A 22743-nucleotide genomic window follows, 5' to 3' on the forward strand; every position below is an offset into this window, starting at 1 on the left:
TCCGAATCATGGTTGCCCATGGATTCAGAAACCTTCCAAGAACGCAACTGTAATGTTAGGGTCCAGACTCATTAAATCCACCAAACGAGGGCGGCGGCAAGACAGACCGATGCCAGGTAGTTGCGGGCGAGCTTGTCGTATCGGGTTGCGATGCGCCTGAAGTCCTTCAATCTGCCGAAGGCGCTCTCGATGCGCCAGCGCAGCTTGTAGAGCCGTTTGTTGAAGCTGAAGGGTTGCTTCCTGTTACTGCGATTGGGGATGACGGGCCTGGTTCCGCGCTCGTCCAGCTCCTCGCGCAGTTCGGCGCTGTCGTAAGCCTTGTCGCCGAGCATGTGCTTCGGCGGCTTCACACGGCGGATCAGGCGTTCGGCGAGCGGGCAATCGTGCGCTTCCCCGCCGGTCAACAGTATGGCGATCAGGCGCCCCTTAGCATCTGCGAGTGCGTGGATCTTCGTGTTACGCCCTCCGCGCGAGCGACCAATAGCCTGCTTGTGCTCCCCCTTTTTCCGCCCGCTGCCGAGCGGTGCGCCTTGATGTGCGTGGAGTCGATCATTTGCATGTCTGTGGCGCGTCCGCGGCCGGCAAGCTCTCGGAACAGGTTCTCCCAGATGCCGCGGCGCGCCCAGCGCACAAAGCGATTGTAGATCGTCGTCGGAGGTCCATATTCGGGCGGGCAATCGCACCAGCGGCAACCAGTTTTCAGGACATGAACGATGCCGCTGATGACACGTCGATCATCGGCTCGCTCGACGCCACGAACATCCGTCGGCAGATGAGGTTCAATCCGCTCCCACTGCTCATTGCTCAGCCAAAATAGATTCTTGCGCACGATCCCAATCCCTTCCAAAAACGAATCAGGATCGTATTGTCAGGCCAGAGAAATTAATGAGTTCTGACCCTAGTCCCATTGAGCATGAATGAACGTTCCGCGGAGATAAATTCTCTCGCCGCTTCTGGATCGAACTCGGCGCGCACCAACTTCGGACGAACTAGGTGAAAGCAATCGATTCCGGCTGGACGCAAGCTTACGTCGCTAAAGGCGCGGCGCCCATCCTCCGGCATCGTCCCGTCGCCCTCGTCTGGCAGGCCGGCTCCGCAAAGAGCGGAAGCCGATGCAACGCATCATGAGATTGGGAACCTGGCTGGAGCCGTAACCCGTTATCGCATTGTCCAAAGCTGTTACGGGCTTCCCACGTTCGCGGCTCGAATTTTCGACGGTGCCGTCTCGGGCATCATCAGCATGGCGCAGAGCCCGGCCGCGGTAGCGACAAGCATGTACCAAGCCGGCGCCAGCGCGTTCCCAGTAACGTGGGTCAGCCAAGCGACAACGAGTTGAGCTGTGCCTCCGAAGGTCGCTATCGCAACCGCGTAGATCGTCGCGAAGGCGCCGCCGCGGATGCTCTTGGGCATGCCTTCGACCATACCAACATAGAAGGCGCTATACGGAATCGTTCCGACGAGGGTGAGCGCGCCGAGACCTCCGAGAAGCGCCATGGGACTGCGGCTCTCTACGATCCACAAGAACACCGGATAGGTCATCAGCAGCGCGGCGATCTGCGGCCATATCATGATGGGCCGGCGTCCGGCCCGATCTGCCAGCCAACCGCCCAGGAGTGCGGCAGCAATGCCTACTGCATTGCTGACGACCGTGGTCGCAAAGGCGAGAGGCGCGGCAACTTGCAGGGTGTTTAGTGCATAAGTCGTCATATATTCCGTGACATAGGTGATAATCGTGCAGCTGGCCAAAATGATCAATCCCAAGCTCATCATGCGGCGGCTGGCACGCAATTTCCTTGCGGCTCGACGGAGAGGGCCGGCGCTTCAGGTCGGTGCAGCGTTTCGGGCAGGGCCCTGCGCAACCAAAATCCGACCGGTAACGTACAGGCACCGAGCAGAAACGCGATCCGCCATCCGTACGCATCCAGCGACTCGCTTGTCATGGTGAGGGAGAGTATTTCTCCGACCAGCGCTCCGGCCGTTGCAGCTATTTGTTGGCTAGCAGGCTGAAACGAGACGGCAAGGCCCCGGCGTCCGGCCGGGGCCACTTCCATCAGATAGGCGGTCGTCGGACCAACTTCGCCTCCCAGGGCGAAGCCCTGCACCAAACGCGCGAGAATAACCAATAACGGAGCGGCGATCCCTATCGTGTCGTACGAAGGCGTCACAGCCAACACGAGTATAGCGGCACTCATCATGACAAAACTGGCGGTCATTGCGGGCCGGCGTCCAACTCGATCCGAGTATGAGCCGATCACAATGGCCCCGATGGGTCTGGTGACGAAACCCGCTCCGAAGGTCATGAGCGACAGCATAAGGCTGGCGAACTGATCCTGCGCCGGGAAGAACGCGTGACCGATCTGGATGGCGAAAAAGCTATAGGTCCCGAAATCGTAGAATTCGAGCATATTGCCGATCGTCGCGCCCAACACGGCATGGCTGGTCAAGCCTTCATCTGCCGCAAGGAGGGGCGGCTTCGAGCTTCGCTGAGTGAATTGTTCAGCCATGCATGCTGATCCGTCTCGAATCCTGGAACATTTCGACCAACTATGTGGAGCACCTTGAGCTCTCATGAGCAAGAAGCGGGTTCGCGCGACTCACCATCGGCGCTGAAATCAGGAATATCAATTTCTCGGGCGATTTGCCGGACCCGACGATTGCTGCGATCAAAAGGGTGCTACTCGAGCACAAGGTCATCTTCTTCCGCGACCAATGTCATCTCGATGACGCCTAGCAGGAGCGATTCGCTTCCGTTTGGGAAAGTTGGTGTCGCATCCGACCTCGGTGTCACCAAGGGAACGGCCTCGATCCTCGAGCTTGATTCCGCCCGCGGAGGTGGCCAGGCCGATGGGGCACGTCGATGGAACCTTTGCCGATGCCTACCACAAGATTTTGGTGCTGCGAGGAGCCGTTGTAGTCCCACCATTTGGCGACGATACGGTCCGGTCAAACACCGCGGCCGCTTATCTCGACCTGCCGCCGCCGCGGCAACGGCTTGCAGACGAGCTCTGGGCGGTTCACAGCAACGTCTTCGACTACGCCGGAATGGCCCGTGTCCACGAGGTCGACAAGAAGCATTTTGACGAGGTCTTCACCAAACCATCTTCGAGACCGAGCATCCCGTGACAATGCATTGGGCCCCGATGATGTCCGTTGTCAGGTCAACCCGCGAGCTCGATCGCTCTTGAAGTTACGGTGCCGGAGCGCTCGTCTGAGCTCAGCGAACTGGTGGAACATGACGAACAGCGCGATCATTCCGGCGCCCAGTTCAGCGATTGCTTGACTGGCCAACAGGCCGCTGAAACCCCATACGACCGGGAATAACAGTACGGCCGGTATGAAGAGAAAGCCCTGCCTCGCCAAGGACACAACCGCACTGAGGCGTGCTCTCCCGAACGACTGAAGCATCGTCGTCACGAAACTCTCAATACCAAAAAGTCCAAAAAAGAGATGGAAGACGATGCAGGTCGAGACGGCAATTTCCGTGACCTTATCGCTATCGCTGAACAGCCTGACCAAAGGCCGGGCAAAAATCACAACAGCCGCAGAATACGCAACGGCAAGAGCGATAGTCATGGAGAGTATGAACTTCGCAGCCTTCAATACACGAGCAAAGTCGCGCGCGCCCCAACCGAAACCCAGGACAGCCTGAGAGCCTATACAGAAGCCGGTGATAGGCAGTGCGCCGATCGTCAAGATTCGCACAGCTATTCCCACGGCCGCGATGGAATCGTCGCCGAACGGCGCAGCAGTCCAGTACAAGAGCATAACGGCAATAGCAGATAAAATACTGGTCATAGTCGCCGGCGCCCCTACGGACGCGAGCTGTCTGATGCGATCTGCTCGCAATGAGATCTGAGATATCCTGACGAGGACTATCCCGCGAAGCTTCGTAAAATACGCGATATACAGGCTAATAGCGGCGATCTGAGATACCAGCGTTGCGAGGGCTGCGCCTCGCACACCGAGGTCCAGTAAGAATATGAAGACCGGATCAAGCACAGCGTTGAGTATGAAGGCGGTAATCATCGTCCACATGCTGAATCGTGTGTTGCCTTCGGCTCTGACGATGAAGCCGTTGACGATGTTTAGAAGCATCAGGGTGTACCCGAACAAAAGCGTCTCCGCGTAGTCGAGCGCCACGGGCATGATGGTTGGAGTGGCCCCGAGCGTTACGAAGATCCCTCGCAGATTTAGAAGCAGAGCGACGGTAAAGGTGATACCGATCGGAGCGGCGAGCGCAAGTGCAGTACTCGCGCCTCGACTCGCCTCCAGGTGCTCACCAGCGCCAAGATGACGAGATATCAACGACGCTGTTCCAACACCGATCCCCTGTCCGGCTGCCGCGAGCAGGACCACGATCGGCAAGGTCATGCTGACAGCTGCGATCGCCTGCGCGCCAAGTGCGCCAACAAAGATCGCGTTGACGGCCTGCTGTAACGCGTTGATCGATAAGCCAACAACAGACGGAATGGCGAGCCGCAGGATAAGGCTCGAGAGATTAGGGTCCGATAGATCGATGCGCTGCTCTTTCTTCGGCAAGACATCGCGATCGCCCTCGACGGCGAATTCCGCATCCGGCTCATCCATGGATGAAAGTGTCGCGAGCTCTTCCGAATTCGCTGATCGTCTGCAACAGCTCCTGCTGCAATACCGTGCAAAGATTGCGGGTCACCTCATAACCGACCTGGGTTGGATTATACGTCGTTTCGATCTGGAGATGGCCGGCTTGATATCCGACATCGAACCAGAAGAGGTGAATCACGGCCGCTTCATCCATGTCTGCGCCGATCCAGAGTGGAGAAGGTTCCTTGGCTAAGAGACGGCGTGGAAAATGGCGCTGCAAACCCGCTCGATAATTCAATCCAATTCTGGGTAAGGGCAGGCGATCGATCCGGCTCCGCACGGCTGGATCTCGGTTTAGGAATTTCATGGCCCGAAAGCCTATTCCCCTGCGCGGCAGGGCATTGCGCTGGCGGTATATTGAACGAGCACGATCGGGACGGGGCTCCGTTCCGGTGAGACTCAAGGGAAGCGGAACGAGCTCGCTGATATGGCCGATGATCTGAGATGGATCGAGATCGTCAAACAGCCGACCTCGGATTGAGGTAAGGCTATCAATCCAGAGCGAATAGTTGCCGAAAACGCGTCCAAAGGCGCCAGATATGGCGGCAAGAAACACATCAAAGTCCTGACAATGTGCCGATCTGGCTGCAATATTGAGGAGATCAGCTGTCGCTTCTTTGTCAATCTCGAGATGGTACTTGGCCTGATCTTCCCAAAGGGATCGGCAATTCGCCTCATCGATGCGACCTTCAAGGCGTGCATGGTGAAGCTCTCTCGCGGTCACTTTCGAAAAACTCGCGCCGCCCGATGAAGTGTCGCTGACGTGCAAATTGAACTGATGGTAGTCAATGCTCTCCCAGTATTTGAGTTCGGCTGGCGCTTCGCTGTTGGCGTAGTGCTCAAGACGCTTCAGCCATGGAGAGAGCATTTGTATGTTCTCGGGACCACTCACGGCGTGGCCTGAGGCAAGGACGTTGTACGCCCCATCCAATGCTTCCAGGAACAGTCGATAGCCTATCCCGTCCGCTACAAAATGATGCATCAGGACCAGCAGGTAGTAATCGCCACTTTGCGATGTGCGGAACACCGTGACGTTAACAAGAGGCGTCTGGCCGTCAAACCGAAAGGTATGTTGACGTCTTGCTGAGACGCTCTCGATTGCCTTACGCTGCTGTAGGTCGGTCATTCCGACCAGATCGATCTCCTCCACGAGGCGCTCGGCCACCGAAGGTCCGATTGTCAGACGTAGACCATCGTCAGTTCGGGCAATACGGAGTCTGAGACCTTCGTTCCTATCCATGACATGGGCAAGGGCGCGCTCCAGGATTCGGATATTCAGGACGCCGCCGGGCAAGAAGAACAGATCGCCGATGTTGAAATGCTCATCGAGGCCGACAAGACGGTTCCAAGATGAGATTGCCGGGATAACTGGCAATGAGGCATCCGCGGAAGGGAAGGTATGGAGTGTAACCGCCGCTCCGTCTGCCGCCAATTCCCTGATGGTCGGTGTTCGATAGAGTTGCTCGACAGTGAGATTCAGTCCGGCTTTGCGCGCCAGCGTGACGCAGCGCACGCTCAGAAGAGAGTCTCCGCCGATATCAAAAAAGCTCTGATCGATTCCGACCCACTTGGCGCCTAATAGATCCCGCCAGATCCCAGCAAGAATACGCTCCTTCCTCGTGCGTGGCTCAGCAGATGGAACAGGCCCGACCTCGCGGTAAGGAACGGACGACAGGCGAGCACGATCGATCTTTCCGCTCGCCGTAAGGGGGATAGTGTCAACCAAACGGAAGGCGGCGGGAATCATGTAGGACGGCAATGTGTGGCGCAGGTGGGTGACAATATCTCCAGAGCTTAGACCGTCGCGAGCCGGAACCACGCTAGCCGTCAAGCGACGATGGTCATTCATGCCTTCTGCGAGGACCGCGGCCTTTGCGATTGCGGGATGAGACTCAAGGGCCGTTTCGACCTCCTCCAGCTCGATGCGAAAGCCCCGTACTTTGATCTGGTTGTCCGATCGGCCGCAAATCTCGAGAAGGCCGCTGGTTGAGATACGGGCGATATCGCCACTTCGATAAAGAACGCTGTATTGTCCGTCATCATACGGATTCGGCACGAAACAGCGGTTAGTCCGATCTTGATCCCGCCAGTACCCAGCGCTCACGCAGCGTCCCGCGATGCAGAGTTCGCCGGCGACTCCGACAGGGACTCTCTTCAACTGTGCATCGAGCACGTAGAGTTTGACGTTATCGATTGGGCGCCCAACAGGGATGAGCGACGAGCCGTCGTAGGCACCCGATGTTTCGTAGACTGCTGCATTGGATGCACATTCCGTAGCACCATAGAAGTTCCACAACGGCACGTCCGGGAAATACGCGTGCCAGCGACCCGGGAGCGAGGAAGGCATCGGTTCGGCGCTGCTCGTGACCAACCGCAAGGCGGTCGGTCGCGGGTGCCGTTCTTGGGAAGCAATGAGGCCGGATAGGAGCGGCGGCGAGGCAAATAAGTGTGTCACGCGACGTCTCGCCAACGTGCACAACAACAGATCTGGATCCAGCAACTGCTCTTGGGTCAAGATCAGCGCGGGCACACCTCTCAGAAGCCCCCCAAAGTACTCCCATGCCGACGCAACAAGTGATGCGGACTTCTGGACAACCATCACGTCGGTACTGTCGAAGGGAAAGCGTCGCCACATCCAGTTCAGTCGATTGAGAATTGCCGATTCCGGTATAAGCACCCCCTTCGCCTTCCCGGTTGAGGACGACGTGTATATGAGGCTCGCAATTCCCTGATCTGATGGTTTGTCGCTGCGCTCAAAATCGTGCACGGGCGCGCCGCACCCTTCAAGGGTCAATAGACAAATCGACGGCACGTCAAAACCAAGATCAGAGGTATTTGCGTGAACCAAAAGCTTTGCCTGACTATCTCGCAGGATATGTTCGATCCGATCACGCGGATAATCCGGCGATATGGGGACAACAATGGACTGCAAGGCTCGTGCTGCAAGAATAACAGCGGCCACGTCATGCGACCGGTCGACCAGCATGGCGACCATATCGCCAGCCCCCACGTCAGAAGCCTGCAGTAACAACCTGATAGCTGTTACGCGCTCACGCAGGTGGTCGAATGTGATCTCACCGAAATCACCAAAATATGCCACCTGGCTGCTATTAGAGACGCTGATTTGCTCGAACGCTTCGATAAGCGGACATTCAGTCTCATATGGCTGCGCCGAGCTATTCAGCGAATCCAGCATAGTGACGTCTGACGCGCTGAGGCAGCTCAGATCTTTAATGGGCGCAAGCGGCTTCTCAACGCAGGCTGCAATCAGACAGCGCAGATTGTCGGCCATGCGGACAATCAGATCGCTGGAAAATATGTCTTCCGCATACGCTAGCTGGAGGGCAATTTCATCGCCCTGATCTTGTGCATACAAAGTCAGATCGAATTTTACATAGCCGGTCTCATATTCGCGGAATGTCAGATCCAACTCATGTTGGACAAATGGCTCCGCGGCCTCGGAGTACATGTTGAACATGACCTGGAAGAGCGGTGATCGTTCAGCTTCGCGATATAGCCGGGTATCCCTTACCATCCAGCCGAACGGATATGCCGAATTTGCGATGGCATCGCCGACCAGGCCCTGGATGCGCATGGCATGAACCGCAAAGGACTGGTCGACATCGATCGCGGTGCGGATTGGCAGCATATTCAGGAAAAAGCCAACAATTTCGGCGCTGCCAGGTTGATCCCGTACGACGTGCGGTATGCCAACGACAATATCGTCTTGGCCGCTATACATCCGCAGCAGCAGCTTGAAGCATGCGAGGAGTGTTGTCGACGTGGTGCACCTATGTCGGCGCGCAAACTCACGTACCTGATTGGAGAGCTCGCTGCCAAGCAGAACCGCATGCGAAGCGCCGCGGTAGGAATTTGTCTGCGGCCTCGCTCGTCCCGTTCCAAGCGAAAGCACCGGCGGATCATCGCCAATCTGACGACGCCAATAGCTACGTTGGTTGGCCAGCGCCTCTGCAGTAACGTGTTGTGTTTCCCAGACCGCGTAGGTCGAGAGTGAGGCGCGGTTTTCTGGCAAAAACGCCGCGGCATCTACGTACCTTTGTCGAAGGTCCCTGAGTAGAACAGAGATCGACCAGGCATCGATGATAATTTCGTGAGCGGTGATCAGTATGAGATGGTTGTCAGGGCCAAAACGGATCATGCGCGCGCGAAAAAGATGGCCTTGGCTGAGATCAAAGCTGCCGTTCAGCTCTGTTCGCCGTAATTCTGCGACCAGCTCCTCAGCTTCCTGCGCCGTGAGATGAGATGCATCAGCCAATTCAAGACTTGCGTATTGAGGAGCATCAAAAAGCTGAACCGGACCGTCCTCGTCGATAAAGCGTGCCGAAAGTGCCTGATGGGAATGAACGACATCGGTCCAGGCGCGATTGAACGCCGCCAGATCGATCATGCCCCTTATCCGCAGGCCGCCTTGAATGATGTAGTTCCTGGCAGACGGATCGAGCTGCGAGAGAAACCATAGGTGCTCCTGAACTCGCGTCAGAGGCGATCGCATAAGCTTTCCGGACGTCGGGGCTGTGCGCGGTTTGGAGCCGACCCCGGCCGAGATCGAAGCCGCAAGAGATCGGATCGTTCCATTGAGGACTAGCCTGAAATCCGTTCTCACTCCGAGCTGGGTCTGCAACTGGCCCAATATGAGCATTGCCCGGAGCGAGTCTCCGCCGAGGCTTATGAACTGGTCCTTCACGCCAATGTTCTCAATACGCAGAACGCCGGCCCAAATTTGACACAGCCGGGCTTCGAGCTCTGTTTGCGGCTCCTCGAATGGAGTCGACAATGGAGGGCGAACACTGGTCGGGTCCGGCAATGCCGCAAAATCGACCTTTCCGTTTCTGGTCAGTGGAATACTGGCGAGGTGGATGATCCTTTCTGGGAGCATGTAGGTGGGAAGCGCTTCGGCAAGAAAATTCTGAAGCTCGCCTTCCGTTACTTCAGCCGGAGTTGACACATACGCGATGAGTCGTTTCGATCCAGTTTCCTCCTCGGCCCTGATTATATCTCTCGCCATAAGCTTTACGCCTGCGCAGACGGAGGCGACCGCGACGGCGCCACGTACCAAATGATGAGCGGAGAGGCGGGCCTCGAGTTCTCCCAGCTCAATTCTGTGCCCGCGGATTTTGACCTGACGGTCCCGTCGACCGAGACATTCCAAAAGGCCATCGGAACGAATGCGCCCGAGATCACCTGTCCTGTATAGGCGCTGGAACGACGGGTCGTTTGAGAACGGGTTTGGCCCAAAGGCATCCTTGGTGCGGACATCGTCATTGACGTAACCAGCAGCGACACCAACGCCGCTAACACAGATTTCGCCGACCTCTCCCGTGTTGCACAGCCGCGGTCCGTCGGCGACATAAACCTCAAGGTTAGAAATCGGTTTGCCGATCGGCACATAAGACTCAGCCAGCGCAGGCGCTAGGGAAACCAGATGATGCGTAACGCCGTCCGCGCACTCGGTCGGCCCGTAATGATTGAGAATGGGGACCCGGGGATATAAGGCAAGCCACGCGCGCGCCAGTCCGGGTGTTAGAGGTTCTCCGACCGTTGAAATAATCCGCAAACTGTCCAGAGCTCGCTCAGCCGCCGCAAGCGACTGCAGATATTCAACAAATATTGCAAGCATCGACGGAACGAATTGAACAACCGTCACGCCGTATCCTTGAGTTGCTTTGAGAAGGGATACTGGCGATTTCAGTGTTGCATCATCAATGATCGCGATACAGCCTCCGACGCTAAGCCCTGCCAGAAGCTGCCACAGCGAGATGTCAAAGCAGTGCGATGCCGTCTGCGCGATGCAATCGGTCCGAGTGAGGGTTAGGGCATCAATCTTTGCCACCAAATGATTGTTTAGGGCTGCGCGCTCGATCATTGCTCCCTTAGGCTGGCCCGTCGAACCCGACGTAAACAGAATGTAGGCGAGTCTATCCTCGCTCGATGGTGGCACAACAGACGAAGTCTGGCCCTCGCGCAGCGCCGCCTCTATCGCCATGAATTGCGTGGTGCCTTTGCTGCTCGCCTGAAATAGGCTGAGCGAATCCGGCTGGTCTGGGCCAATAATCAGCGCGCAGCGACTCTGCTCGATCATGAATGATGTGCGCGAAGCCGGTAACGATGGATCGAGCGGCAGGTACGTTGCTCCAGCCCTCAAAATTGCGACTACCGCCGTCGCCCAGTCGAGGTCCCGCTCACCCCAATAGCCAACGACTAAGCGGTCAGCGCCCCGCTTTCGTAACGTCCTTGCGAGGGCATCCGATCTTAATCGCAGCGCTTTGTAGGTGAGTTCGTCTGCGCCGTACCTCAGCGCAACCCTCTCCGGATCCGATCTCGCAACGCGATCGATCGCCGAGATCGCGTCGGTCGGTTCACGTTCTACAAACGGATTTTTGCCTGATCGATTTTCCGTAGGCATACGCGTCCCGCCATTCGTCGCCTTCTGCGGCACTTAAAGTAGAACACCGAGGATCCTGGGTTGAGGGTGCCCATTGCGTAACCACTCTGGTGCTGCCAGTCATGGTGTGCCGTTTTGTCCGTTTCTTAGCTTCTCGTCCTTTGCGTTCACTACTGTTTCCTCGATGATCGGCAGGGGAACACGGCCGGACGCTAGGGCCTCAAGTTGGCGTTGGCATCTACCGGATCTGGTAGTAGACACGCGGGTAGTCTGCATGGCGCCCGCAACCAAACGCGCCCAGAGACTCGCTCCGGCTTGTGATTTCTTGCATTTGTAGGCGCCTGGACAACGGTTTTGTGCGCTCCTCATGAAAGCGGATTTGGCGCTCGCCGGGCTGCAGGTCGTCTGCGGCGACCAAGCGGTAACATCGAATGTGCAAGAACCAACACAGAGGCGTGTTACCGTTTTCCATGAGGCCGGCGTTGTTTGTATAGCCGCCGAAGGGCAGTCGTTGAGCGCTCAAACGTGTTGACGCTCTTGGCTATAACGAGATAGCTATGGGCGGCGTAACGAGTCGTGGGCGTGCAGAACCATCCACCGCGTGGTCCTTGGTCTGCTGATGTTCGCAGTCGTCTGCATTGGTGCACACGAAAACGCGCTCAGAAACGTTTGCTGCGAACGGCAGGCGGCGTCCAGTCTACCCGAAAGGGCGTACCGATACGGTTTCCGAGCCGGAATTGAATTGCGGATGGCGCCTTCGCTTAGCCTCCACGAGACGCATGCTCGGCAACTCCTTTTCCTAGAGCAGAGCCGATACGAATAATGTTGCGGCAAAGCCACTTAGCACTACGGCGAAGCCGGAGCCGGACTGTTATTATCACGCGGGTATTCGTGGAAAGCTGGAAGACGCTGATGATGAGCCGTTCCTGCGCGTGTCGCTTTGCGTGATTGATCGCTCGTGGCGATTTTCCCACGAGCGGTCTTCGACAACGCGCGGCATAGCAGGTGCGATCCCTGTGCGGGTAGACGGGTCTAGCGTCCAGGCCGGCTCCGCTCGTCGGTAATATCCATTGGCGTTCACCGTTTCGCATGAGCCTCGATAGGTGAGATCGAAGTTCTGTCCAGGCGAACAAAAGTCTCCTTCTACTGTTGCAGCGAAAGAGGCGGCTTCCTGCTGCGAAGCATACTGTCGGACGCTACAGCGAGATTGTCAGCTTCAAGACCATTGTCCACAACCTGACGCATGCACCCGGTACGAAGTAACTGGAGACCCCTCAATTTCCAATCGGCACGCTGCTTGCTTCAGTCGCGGTGCTATCACCGATGCCAGCTTGCAGGCGCTCGGTTGTGGATCGGGAAAGCGCCGCGGAGTGTTTGATGCGATCTGGAGTTCGTTTTTGGGGAGCGACAACGATTGCGCTGGCGGCAAGCAGTGCAGCCAATTCGGCGGACCTTGAGCCAGCAGTACAACTGCCACCGGCCCTGTGGAGCTGGTCCGGAGGATATAGTGGCGGGCACGTAGGCGTTGGTTACGGCCAAAAATCCTTCAGTAATCCCTACGGTCCATCAGTCTATGGCGGCGGCGTCGATACTCCTGTGTTCCTGGCAGGCGGCCAGATCGGCTACAACTGGCAGAAGAATAGCTGGGTGCTTGGCCTCAAACTCGGTGCCAGCGGTGCTGTCTCCAACGGCACAGATACCTGCCTCGCGGCTTCCGGCACAGTAATGAGCGCAAACTGCAAGGCAAGTCCAAACGTCTTTGTCCCCGGAGCCGGTCGCCTCGGTTACGCTTTTGGCGCGAAGGGCCACACGCTGGCCGACCTCAAGGGAGGCGTGGCTTGGCAAAACAATCAAGGCCACGGCATCAACAACAGCGAGTTTGGCCGATGTCGGCGACGGCGCGCTCGACTTCTACAAGGCGCTCGACGAGGTCTTTCCCGGCTCACGCTACCAGCGATGCTGGGTGCACAAGACTGTGAACGTCCTGGACAAGATCCACTCTCTGTGCAGGCCACCATGAAGAAGGATTTGCGCGAGGTCTATTGGGCGCGGACCGAGCGTCCGCCGAAGCGGCGATTGACGTCTTCGCCGAGAAGTATTGGGCCAAGTACGGCCGGGCGATCGAATGCCTTGTCAACGACCGCGACGCACTGCTGGCCTTCTACGATTTTCTTGCCGAACATTGGGATCACTTGCGCACCACCACCAATCTCATCGAGAGCGTGTTCGCCACGCGGCGATACAGGACCGTGCGGACGAAGGGCTCCTTGTCGCCAACCAACGCCAGGCCGATGGTGTTCAAGCTGGTGATCGCCGCATCAAGGACTTTGGCGGCGGCTCAACGGCACAAATCAGTCGCCGAAGGTCGTCGCAGTTGTCAGTTTCAAGGACGGCATTGCGGGCATCCAAGTGCCGGCAAACCAAGCGCTTGATCACCTCGTCGCCTAAATCCCGAATAGCTCAGCTTATTGGGCCGATAATTCAATGGAGATTTCTTAATGGCTATTGATAATGAGAAGGAAGCCCCACCGGCTCTGTCCACCGGTGCGACGCATATGCTCATCGAGCTATGGGGAGCGAAGAACCTCGACGATCCGGCCATTGCGGAAGACGCAATCCGAAAAGCCATCCGTGCGGCGAGTGCGACATTACTCCACCTTCACGTTCATAAGTTTTGTCCGGGTCACGGCGTCTCCGCAATAGCCTTGTTGGCTGAATCGCACATTACCCTACATACTTGGCCTGAGAGGTCCTACGCGGCCGCTGATATTTTCGTATGTGGCGACAGCGATCCTGCGAGCGCCGTGCCAGTTCTAGTTGAGGCCTTTCAGCCCGAAAAGTCTGACGTTCGCAGCTTCCGGAGAGGTGTGTCAATCAAGCCGACGCGTTGAAGCAGATGGTCGATCTTCTTGGAATAGCCGGTCATGTTTCCGGCCGCCCGGGTGAGGGTATCGAGCTCTCTGCCGCAACCGAAAAACATCTTGGGCTAACATCTCGCATCACAGCTTGACCGCGAACCCCGAATGAGGCTTGGCACATGAACGCTCCCGGTGCGGCAGATGCGGCCGAGGTCATTTCGCATCAGGTCCACGATCATGAGATTCTCCGCCCGGCTCTTTTCGTCCAGGCGCAATTCTTCTGCAATCCGCTCATCTTCCTCCGGGATTGCATGTCGAGCCGCGGTTCCCTTGATCGGTTTGGTCTCGACAATGAGGTTGCTGTCGATCCTCAGGAATCTCTCCGGGGAAGAGCTGGCAACACAGATATTTCCAAGCCTGAGGAAAGCGGAATATGGGGCCGGGTTTCTCCGTCTTAGGATCCGATAAAGACCGAGCGGGTCGATCTCTGTCTCAACGGTAATCTCGTTTGTCAGACAGACCTCGTAGGTCTCGCCGGCACGGATTTCAGAAAGGCATCGTTCGATGTTTTCCAAGTACCGGGCCCGCCTCTGACGAAGCTTGAACTGAAGCGGAGCGCTGTTTGCGTTGGGGGATGATGGTGTGACACTGGGGGCCGGTTCGATGCGCTCGATGTCACGCTCGGTCTTGCTGACCCAAAGGGCGGCCTCGTCGGATGCCGCCTCGGCTTCGGGGTAAAGCGCAACGATGTGGATGCGGTCATTCTCATGATCGAAGGCGAGGAATCTGGTGCAGACGATAAAGCAGGCATCCGGATATTTCGAGGGTGGGGAACTGACGCCGCAGGTCAGAGACTTCAGTTCGTAGCCGAAATAGCCTACATGGCCACCTTTGAAGGGAATATCGGGCACACCGCCTGGATCCCGCAGCTTGTGAGCGGCATGGCTATGGGCAAGAAGCTCGAAAATCGATCGGGAGACGGTTGTCGGAGAGCCTCGGCCGTCGCGCGCGATCCGGATTTCCTGCCGAGAAGCATCGTAGGACGCCAGATAGCTGCGTGACCCGCCAAACTCTCCCATGAAGGACCAGCGTGACAGCCCGGACACGAGCCTACTGCTGTCCAGCCAGAAAGCAGGCTGCGTACCCCCGAAGAGGCACACGAAAACGTCCTCAGCGCTTACCCTGCATGAGATCGTTGAACTTCTCGCCACATACGTGACCGTCTCGAAAGGAAAGTCGCGGAGGTGCGAGACGTCCTCGATCATCAGGCCACCTCCAGGCCCGCAAGCGAGGCTTGAGTTGCCGACGGGGCGCATGCATCGGAGAGGAAGTTGACAAAGATCTCTCGTCCGTATTGGGAGCAGATGGATTCTGGATGAAACTGCACGCCGTAGTGGGGCCGCTGCCGATGGCGCAGCCCCATGATGATGCCATCCTCGCTCATGGCCGTGCATTCAAGGCATTGCGGAAGATCACCTGTCACTGTCAGAGAATGGTATCTCGTCACATTGAAAGAACGCGGCAGCCCCTTGAAAAGATCTGTTCCGGAGTTTGTGATGCTGCGGATCCGGCCGTGGAGCGGCTCCGGTGCTCGGGACACGGCTGCGCCATGGAAATGAGCAATGCATTGATGTCCCAGGCACACGCCCAAGACCGGAACGGCGCTGCCGGCCAGAACATCCATCGTCGAGCCGACATCCTTTGAAGTTTGGGGGTTTCCTGGTCCCGGCGAGAGAATAATGCGATCATGAGGGATTTTGCGAATTTCCTTCCACGGCACAGTGTTATCCAAGACAATGGCTTCCTTACCATTTACCTCGCCAACCATCTGGGCAATGTTGAACGTAAAGGAGTCGAAGTTGTCGATCAGGATCACCGATTGCTCAAAGCTTGTCTCGCTTGCTGCCATCTTCATTCCCTGCTGCGAACAGTCTAATCTAATCCATTCTACGAGAGGACTAAGCTACGCCTAAATGCGGCGAAGTGACAGAATACTGACGTGGATGCTCTGCTTCCGTTGAATCTTCTTTGGCCAAGCACTGCCTCATTCGGGCGGCTCACGAGTTGATCTGCCCGAGACCTGCCACGATTGAGTCCACGATGTGCTCGCCTACGTCGGCGAAGTTGGAATCATGAGGTGCTGTTGGCAGCCCAGAGGGCGGACGATTGACAGGCCAATGCGCGAGGCCTTTGGGCCTGCGGCTGCGATCACACTGAACAGTCCATCATGCTATCTCCAAGAGAAATTATGCTGGATCGAGCCTGCGCACGCGGCATTTCTGCGACCGGCGAATCGGAGCAGACCCTTGGTTGATGTTATATGCCGAAGTCTTTGCATGTGATGCTCGCGCCACGTGGTGTTCGATCGGCCCAACGTTCACCAATAATTGCCGTGTCTTTTATTTGGATCAATCATTAGCGTTGGTAGTTGACGGCAGCGACGCATTAATCGCGTCGCTGATAGCCGACATGCGCACTGTGCCGACCTGACGCTGTGAAGAGGACCGGAGGTCATCATGCCATGCGAGCCCGACGGGAGCGGGTGGTTCTCCAGGCGTGACGTGATGCCCTACGACCAACGGGCCTTGCTGGGCGGGCCCCGAGATGTGGTCTGCGACCCGGCCTGTTCCCCGCAATAACGTGCCGGCGATCTTCTTCCCCGCGGCTGCGCCGCTCCTCGCGCAGCGGGCGCGGCAGCCGCTCCGCTTCCGAAATTGTCAGGACGTTCGCCGCAATGACAGGCCGATGGTGGCCGAGATGCGCCAACATGCCCTGGCGCGCCGACCGGAGCGACACATCGACATAATCGAACGGCAGAGTGTCGATCAGACCGCGTCGATGCGCCCACGAATAGAAGCGGCAAACCGTCCGGACACGATCGTTCACGGTTGAACGGGCGTAAGGGCGGCCCGTATGATTGCTCGCAGTCGACAGCATCCTGTTGCGGTAGGCAGCAATCGTTCCCTCGTCGGCAAGCCGCCAGTCGAGCCCGCTCTGCTCCAGGCTATCGAACCAGTCATGCAGGTGCTCGCTGTAGGTCCGCAGCGTCTCCGTCGCATGCGAACGGCCGGGGATTGTGGAAAGCTCGAGCAAATAGCCGAAAGCCGGCTCGATGATCGACATCTGCGCATCGAGCAAAATGGGAAAGCCAGTTGGAATCCCGTCGACGCCGGCGGTCGCCCGCACGATCGAAACCATCCCGCGCCTCCGGAGGCGTCGCACCCGGAGGCGCAAAAGGACATCACCACGTCCAAGTGCTTACCCGATCGATGAAACCAACAGATGACAGCACCTGAATAAAACATAAGCGGAGCGCCTACGGCGCGAGTCTTCTTTTAGATGCGAGGTGTTCCCCTCGCGCTCCCCCGTTCGCCACGTGGCAGGGGTGCAGGACTTCGCCTGCACCCAATGGAAAAGTTTGTGGTGTCGCCGCCGCGTCAAGCGTTGTCCTCGCTTCGCTGCGGGAACGCTTGACTCGGACGTCTGCGTGCAAGACCGCCAAACTCAGCGTTAAAGGACACATTCTTGCACGTGACCCAAGCCATTGCCGCTCGGGGTGAAGGTGCCGATCGTCGCCATTATCGTGTCTTTGTTTTCACTTTCCCGGGCCGCGCCCATCGCGGCCTCGATGGCTGGCGACAGACCGGAGGCGGTCGACTCGCAGCCGAGGGGGCCGGCCGCTGTAGAGGGCGGCCAGGGTGCGACTTTCTTGTCCTGCGCGAGGAATTGATACGCAGCGTGGATGCATACCATCCAAAAAATCAATTTTACCAATGTTGCGGAATGTTGCATTGGCAACAGCACCTGACGCCCACCACGTCACTGCTTCTATCGGCGACGCGGCTCGGCTGAGGAACGGCGTCGCTTTCGCGTCGAGGCGCCTGATGGAAGCAACAGGATGGCAGATCAAACTCGCGAAGGAACATCGCCAAAAACCAAGGAATACCCGCGGGCGGCGGCGAGACAACGATCGCCACGGAACTTACCTTGCGTGGCATCCAGTCGCCGGAGTTGACGGACCTCATCTACGACCTGGAACAGTCCAACGGCATGCAGATCGAGATGAACACGGATGATGCCTGGTCGAACCTCAAGCATATCGGCGACACGGTTGAAGCTGTCCACGGCTTCCTCGCTAAGAAGGCCTGAATGGAGAGGAGCGTCGTCATTACCGGAATGGGCGGGCTGTGCGGCCTAGACACCTGCGCCGCCTCCATCGTGAAAGAGATGCGCGAAGGCCGCACCGCCATCGGCCCGATCGTCGATTCCGAGCTTTACGAGCTGAAGGTCAGGATCGGCGCCGACCTCAAAGCGCTATCGGAGCATGACATCGACTGCAAGCAGCTCGTCGATCTCGACGCCACGTCCAATGTGCTGCGCCAGCGCAAGGTGCGCGTGGCGCTGAACAACGCCTCTGCCTTCGGCGGCACGAATGGTTCCGGCGTTCGGCCAAGCTAGTCAGGAGAGTGTCGGTTCACCGTCTGGCGGGTTGACGGCCGCATGGCTTCGCGCGTGGTGCGCGTCTTGCTTATCGAGAGAAAAAACACGTAACAGCCAGCCTGCCTTTGGAATCACGCTGCAGGCTGTCGGGTTTCCGACATCGTCGTCTTCAATCGGACACGGCTGGCATGAAAGGCTCGTCTGATGCCGTCGCCTCTCAACGCGCGACGGCTCGGTGTTCGAGTTCGTATGGGAAGGAGCGTCATGACCACCATCGCAACTGCGGCGCCCGCGCGGGCGTCGCGAACTTGGTACAAAATCCTCTACGTTCAGGTGCTGATCGCGATTCTGATTGGCGTCCTCGTCGGTTGGCTGTGGCCGTCGCTCGCGACCAACGACTGGGTCAAGGCGCTCGGTGACGGCTTCATTAAGCTAATCAAGATGCTGATCGCGCCGATCATCTTCTGCACCGTAGTCTCGGGCATCGCGCACATCCAGGATGCGAAAAAGGTCGGCCGGGTCGGCCTCAAGGCGCTTGTCTATTTCGAGATCGTCTCCACCTTTGCCTTGGTGCTCGGCCTGGTGATGGGCAATCTTTTTAAGATCGGCCACGGCCTTGCGGCCAAGCCCGATGCCGCAGCCGTCGCCAACTACGTGAAGCAGGCGGAAGCCTCGAAAAGCGTCGATTTCATCCTCAATATCATTCCCGACACCGTGGTCGGCGCGCTGGCGCGCGGCGATATCCTGCAGGTGCTCTTGTTTGCGATTCTGTTCGGCTTCTCGCTGATGGCGCTGGGTGAGCGCGGCGCAAAGTTGCGTGGCATGATCGACGACGCGGCGCACGCGGTGTTCGGCGTCATCGCCATTGTCATGAAGGTAGCGCCGATCGGCGCGTTCGGGGCCATGGCCTTCACGATCGGCAAGTTCGGACCATCGGCGCTCGGCAATCTGATCGGTCTCGTCGCGCTGTTCTATGCTACGGCCGCGCTGTTCGTGCTGGTCGTGCTCGGTCTGATCTCGCGCTTCGTCGGGTTTTCGATCTTCAAGTTTATCGCCTATATCAAGGATGAGCTCTTGCTCGTGCTCGGCACCTCGTCCTCGGAAAGTGCGCTGCCGCAGTTGATGACGAAGCTCGAGCGGCTGGGCTGCTCCAAGCCGGTGGTCGGCCTCGTGGTGCCTACCGGCTACTCCTTCAACCTCGATGGCACCAACATCTACATGACCTTGGCAACGCTGTTTATCGCTCAGGCGCTCGGGGTCGATCTCAGCTTCGGCCAGCAGCTGACCATTCTCGTTGTGGCGATGCTGACTTCGAAAGGCGCAAGCGGTATCACCGGGGCCGGCTTCATCACGCTCGCGGCGACGCTTTCAGTGGTTAATCCGGTGCTGGTGCCGGGCATGGCAATCGTGTTCTCGATTGACAAATTTATGAGCGAGGTGCGCGCCCTTACTAATATCATCGGCAACGGTATTGCCGCGGTGTTCGTGGCCTGGTGGGAAGGCGAACTCGACCAGGTCACGCTGCATGCGCGGCTTAACCAGAAAATCGATCCCACCGACGGCGAGACCTCGAACACGGCAGGGTAGGCGGCTGCATTTCTAACCGTCATTCCAGGGCAAGTCGAACTCGGGTGTAACCGGATTCGCGGGTCTTAGTGGTGCAAGTCGGCAGCAGCCGATTTGGATTGCGCACCCGGAAACCTCTCGCCGCGATCTCTGGATTGCCGGTTCGCTCACTTCGTGAGCGCCCCGGAACAACGTCTAAAAGGCTGCCCGTGACACAAGGGGAAGAAACCCCCGGTTTGCCGGGCGGTTTCTCAGGAGTGCCGAGTATGAACGGCTGCTTGAAAGTGGAAGTCTTCTATCCAACCGCATGAGGGCAAAGGATTAGCGAAGTGCAACGAGCCATCGCGAAGGGGTCTGAAGAAGCCGTGGAGCAAAAGCCGCGGACGGACTAATCTAAAGCGTGATGAGGTTAGCTTAAATCGATTTGAGGTTCCCAAATCAGGAGAATTCTGATTTACCCTGAGGGCTCGGCGTGAAGGCCAGCATGGATGGGCAAGGTCTTTTCTCTGAGGATCTTCGGGAGCGGGTCGTTGTAGGTTGTTCCCGGCGGATTGTCCTGCAACGAGGCGGCTAAACAGTTCGGTATTGCGGTCAGCACGGCCGTTGGATGGGGGCGACGGCATCGGGAGACCGGCAGCCTGGCGCCCGGCAGGATGGGCGGCCACGGGCCGAAGGCGATTTCCGGCGAACACCGTGTCTGGGTTTTAGGGCAAATCAAGGGGACTTCACCTTGCGCTGCTTGGTCGCCGAGCTCGCTGATCGCGGGCTGAAGGCTGATTACCGTTGAGTGGGAGTTTCGTCCACGCCGAGAAGCTCAGCTTCAAAGAGAAAGGTGGTGGCTGGCGAACGCGACCGTCCGGACCTCGCCAGACGGCGAGCTCAGTGGATCAAATATCAAGATCGCCTGCGAACCTGAGCGCTTGGTCTTCAGCGACGAGATCTGGAACAGGACCGATATGGCGGCCTTGCGGGGGTGGGCGCCCGGTGACGAGAGGATTTCCCAGCAAGATTCCGCACGGCCGCTGGAAGACTTCCTGGCCGCATTGCACCTGCCCGGATCGAGGCTCCATGGTTTCTCGAGGGGCCGAACGATCGCGAGAGTTTCCGCCTCTAGTCGAGAAGGTCCTCCTTCCGACGCTTCGTCCCGGCGACACCCTAATCAACAATCCCGGCAACCACAGAGGCAAAATCGTGCGTCAGCTTACCCGCCTCGTCAATTTCACATAAGTGCCGCTGTCGTGAACCCAGAGCCGATCCTTGGGCGTCGTGCGACCGCCTTTGCTTCGTCTCCGTGCTGGAGACTTTCGCAGATATGGCGTGCTCGACCTCGGACGCCAGAACACTCAAGTGATCCGCAAGCCTTGCGAACAGCTCTCGCTTTTCCAGGCCAGTCGCCAGGTCATTGATCAATTTGCATTCGGCTGCATCAGTGCGGAGCTTTTTCAAGTGCTTCTGCAGGTCTTTCATTAATATGCCGTGGGAGCGACCTATTCAGACCAATTAATCGGGGTGTAGTTCAGCTCTGGTCCATTTCCGAACGAAGCAATTCAGCATAGGTGCGCAGATTGTTAACAACACAGCGGCAACGTCCGGCGTTCGTGCGACCGGCCAACTTGCCGCCGCACACTTTCCCAAAGAGACAATGAGCTCTCATCTTTCGAGCTTGAAAAGTTCATCCGGACGCCCCAATTCTTGCGCGCAGATGCTACAGGCATCTCAAGGGCCGGACCGTTCGTTTCGGACATTGCCACGCAGAAACCAGTACCCGCTGCACATTAACCACACGAGTTTTTCGGTCACCCGCGCTACGCCTATCACGTCGGTTCGAACAGAACAGCTGGGTTTTGCAGCGTCTATCTTTGATCGTTCCACATGTTGCCAGCTAGCCGGTGTGGCTTAGACTCATCAGTTGGCTGCGATCCCAATTCGTGCACAGGAATTAATTTGACGTGTAAGCGGTCGCGCAGTTCAAAGGAAGTGAGCGATGGAGGTGGCATATGTATTCGGCTCTTGTCGGGATTCTTTTTCTTTTGAGCATCGGCATACTATTGGCCCACGCGATGGATGCTTTTCGCTCGGGTTCGTGAGAGCAAAGCTCGATACGGACGATCCGCTCATGCAAACAGTGCTGCGCCTGCCTCAGTTCTGACGACGGATCGCGCCCGGTGAAGCGATCGAGTGCTTCTCTCAGAGCGCCGTCATGCGTGCGGAGGCCATCTCCCTTAAGCCTAGCGATGTCGGCGGCGTCGCTCTCAGCCGCTCTGGAGGTCCGGCGGCGACTTCGGCGATCCGAAGGTGATCCGGAATTCGGCGAACTGACCCGAGGATCTGATCGCGCTCGGGGATTGTATCCTTCTCGCAAGTCCGCGTGAGACTCAGAGCAGACCTAATCAGGAAGTCGCCTATATAGGTGGTGCCGTCTAGCTTCTAGTTGAACCGCCTCAGCCAATCCTTTCAAGGTCGAGTAAGCACCTTTCAAGGTTGTCATTCGCTTCGGCTGAGAACCTTCTTGTTTCGTCTTGCCGCTTGAAATGCGGCTTGACTGGTTTGCACTCACCGCGCTCAAGTGCCTGCAGACCCTCGTGAGATCGCTCGACGCATCCTCTGGGATAAAGTTATGTTTTCGAGCGGCATCATTTCGGAAAAGAACGCCTTTGACGCTGTCTCCTCGGACCCGGCAGCCCCTCGAAGTTGAGCTCCACGAGTGGGACCAGGCCTTCGCTTCCGCCCTGCAACACCCTTCCCATGCTCGTGATCAGCGAGCTGAACATCCTGTACTCGTCTCGACCGAAAAGGCCCATCTAGGAGCCTGTCCGAGTAATCGGATTTTTCTCGACGAAGAACAAGCGTTGT

Annotated in this window: 10 protein-coding genes and 5 pseudogenes; 6 read left to right on the top strand and 9 right to left on the bottom strand. The window is 57.7% G+C overall.

All coding sequences use genetic code 11. The annotated features are described in order from the left end of the window. Positions 1 to 137: 137 nt before the first annotated feature. Both CQ13_RS47395 and CQ13_RS34155 read right to left on the bottom strand, forming a co-directional pair. Positions 138 to 829, bottom strand: a pseudogene (locus CQ13_RS47395) (IS5 family transposase); the annotation flags it as partial. A gap of 350 nt (positions 830 to 1179) precedes the next feature. Then, a pseudogene (locus CQ13_RS34155) lies at positions 1180 to 2504 on the bottom strand (MFS transporter). Between the two features lie 95 nt (positions 2505 to 2599). Here CQ13_RS34155 and CQ13_RS34160 point away from each other — a divergent pair. Beyond that, positions 2600 to 3122: pseudogene (locus CQ13_RS34160) on the top strand (TauD/TfdA dioxygenase family protein); the annotation flags it as partial. 31 nt (positions 3123 to 3153) lie between these two features. Here the strand turns inward: CQ13_RS34160 and CQ13_RS34165 are convergent. After that, the gene (locus CQ13_RS34165) at positions 3154 to 4587 is read right to left on the bottom strand and encodes an MATE family efflux transporter (RefSeq protein WP_057847193.1); all 1434 of its coding nucleotides are present in this window, start codon (positions 4585 to 4587) and stop codon (positions 3154 to 3156) included. Next, a complete protein-coding gene (locus tag CQ13_RS34170; protein ID WP_057847194.1) occupies positions 4580 to 11047 on the bottom strand; it encodes a non-ribosomal peptide synthetase in 6468 nt (2155 codons plus the stop codon). Before CQ13_RS34170 ends, CQ13_RS34165 begins: the two co-directional genes overlap by 8 nt. Positions 11048 to 12908: 1861 nt before the next feature. On the opposite strand from CQ13_RS34170, the pseudogene CQ13_RS34180 reads away from it, so the two are divergent. Both CQ13_RS34180 and speD read left to right on the top strand, forming a co-directional pair. Further along, positions 12909 to 13474: pseudogene (locus CQ13_RS34180) on the top strand (transposase); the annotation flags it as partial. 50 nt (positions 13475 to 13524) lie between these two features. Further along, positions 13525 to 13917: an adenosylmethionine decarboxylase gene (gene speD / locus CQ13_RS34185; RefSeq protein WP_057847196.1), complete on the top strand. Its 393-nt coding sequence runs from the start codon at positions 13525 to 13527 to the stop codon at positions 13915 to 13917. A 95-nt stretch (positions 13918 to 14012) separates the two neighbouring features. Here the strand turns inward: speD and CQ13_RS34190 are convergent, their stop codons facing one another. From CQ13_RS34190 to CQ13_RS44760, 4 genes are all read right to left on the bottom strand, one after another. Continuing rightward, positions 14013 to 15149, bottom strand: a complete 1137-nt coding sequence (locus CQ13_RS34190) for a chorismate-binding protein (protein WP_057847197.1) — start codon at positions 15147 to 15149, stop codon at positions 14013 to 14015. Beyond that, positions 15149 to 15793 carry an anthranilate synthase component II gene (locus tag CQ13_RS34195; RefSeq protein WP_210183087.1) on the bottom strand — a complete coding sequence of 215 codons (645 nt, stop codon included), beginning with the start codon at positions 15791 to 15793 and terminating at the stop codon, positions 15149 to 15151. Before CQ13_RS34195 ends, CQ13_RS34190 begins: the two co-directional genes overlap by 1 nt. Before the next feature lie 605 nt (positions 15794 to 16398). Further along, positions 16399 to 17007 carry a site-specific integrase gene (locus CQ13_RS34200; RefSeq protein ID WP_210183088.1) on the bottom strand — a complete coding sequence of 203 codons (609 nt, stop codon included), beginning with the start codon at positions 17005 to 17007 and terminating at the stop codon, positions 16399 to 16401. A 387-nt stretch (positions 17008 to 17394) separates the two neighbouring features. Continuing rightward, positions 17395 to 17676, bottom strand: coding sequence for a hypothetical protein (locus tag CQ13_RS44760; RefSeq protein ID WP_197427531.1), 282 nt, complete (start codon positions 17674 to 17676; stop codon positions 17395 to 17397). A 132-nt stretch (positions 17677 to 17808) separates the two neighbouring features. On the opposite strand from CQ13_RS44760, the gene CQ13_RS34210 reads away from it, so the two are divergent. The 3 genes and pseudogenes from CQ13_RS34210 (at position 17809) to dctA (ending at position 19911) form a co-directional block, all read left to right on the top strand. Further along, on the top strand, positions 17809 to 18033 hold the full coding sequence (locus CQ13_RS34210) for an acyl carrier protein (protein ID WP_156434075.1): 225 nt from the start codon (positions 17809 to 17811) through the stop codon (positions 18031 to 18033). After that, positions 18034 to 18238: pseudogene (locus tag CQ13_RS41930) on the top strand (beta-ACP synthase); the annotation flags it as partial. It abuts the gene before it with no gap. A 350-nt stretch (positions 18239 to 18588) separates the two neighbouring features. Then, positions 18589 to 19911 carry a C4-dicarboxylate transporter DctA gene (gene dctA, locus CQ13_RS34220; protein WP_057847202.1) on the top strand — a complete coding sequence of 441 codons (1323 nt, stop codon included), beginning with the start codon at positions 18589 to 18591 and terminating at the stop codon, positions 19909 to 19911. A 1134-nt stretch (positions 19912 to 21045) separates the two neighbouring features. Here the strand turns inward: dctA and CQ13_RS34225 are convergent. Next, a complete protein-coding gene (locus CQ13_RS34225; protein WP_057847203.1) occupies positions 21046 to 21357 on the bottom strand; it encodes a hypothetical protein in 312 nt (103 codons plus the stop codon). Positions 21358 to 22743: the final 1386 nt, after the last annotated feature.

This window comes from Bradyrhizobium retamae (assembly GCF_001440415.1).
In the GTDB taxonomy this organism is placed as follows: domain Bacteria; phylum Pseudomonadota; class Alphaproteobacteria; order Rhizobiales; family Xanthobacteraceae; genus Bradyrhizobium; species Bradyrhizobium retamae.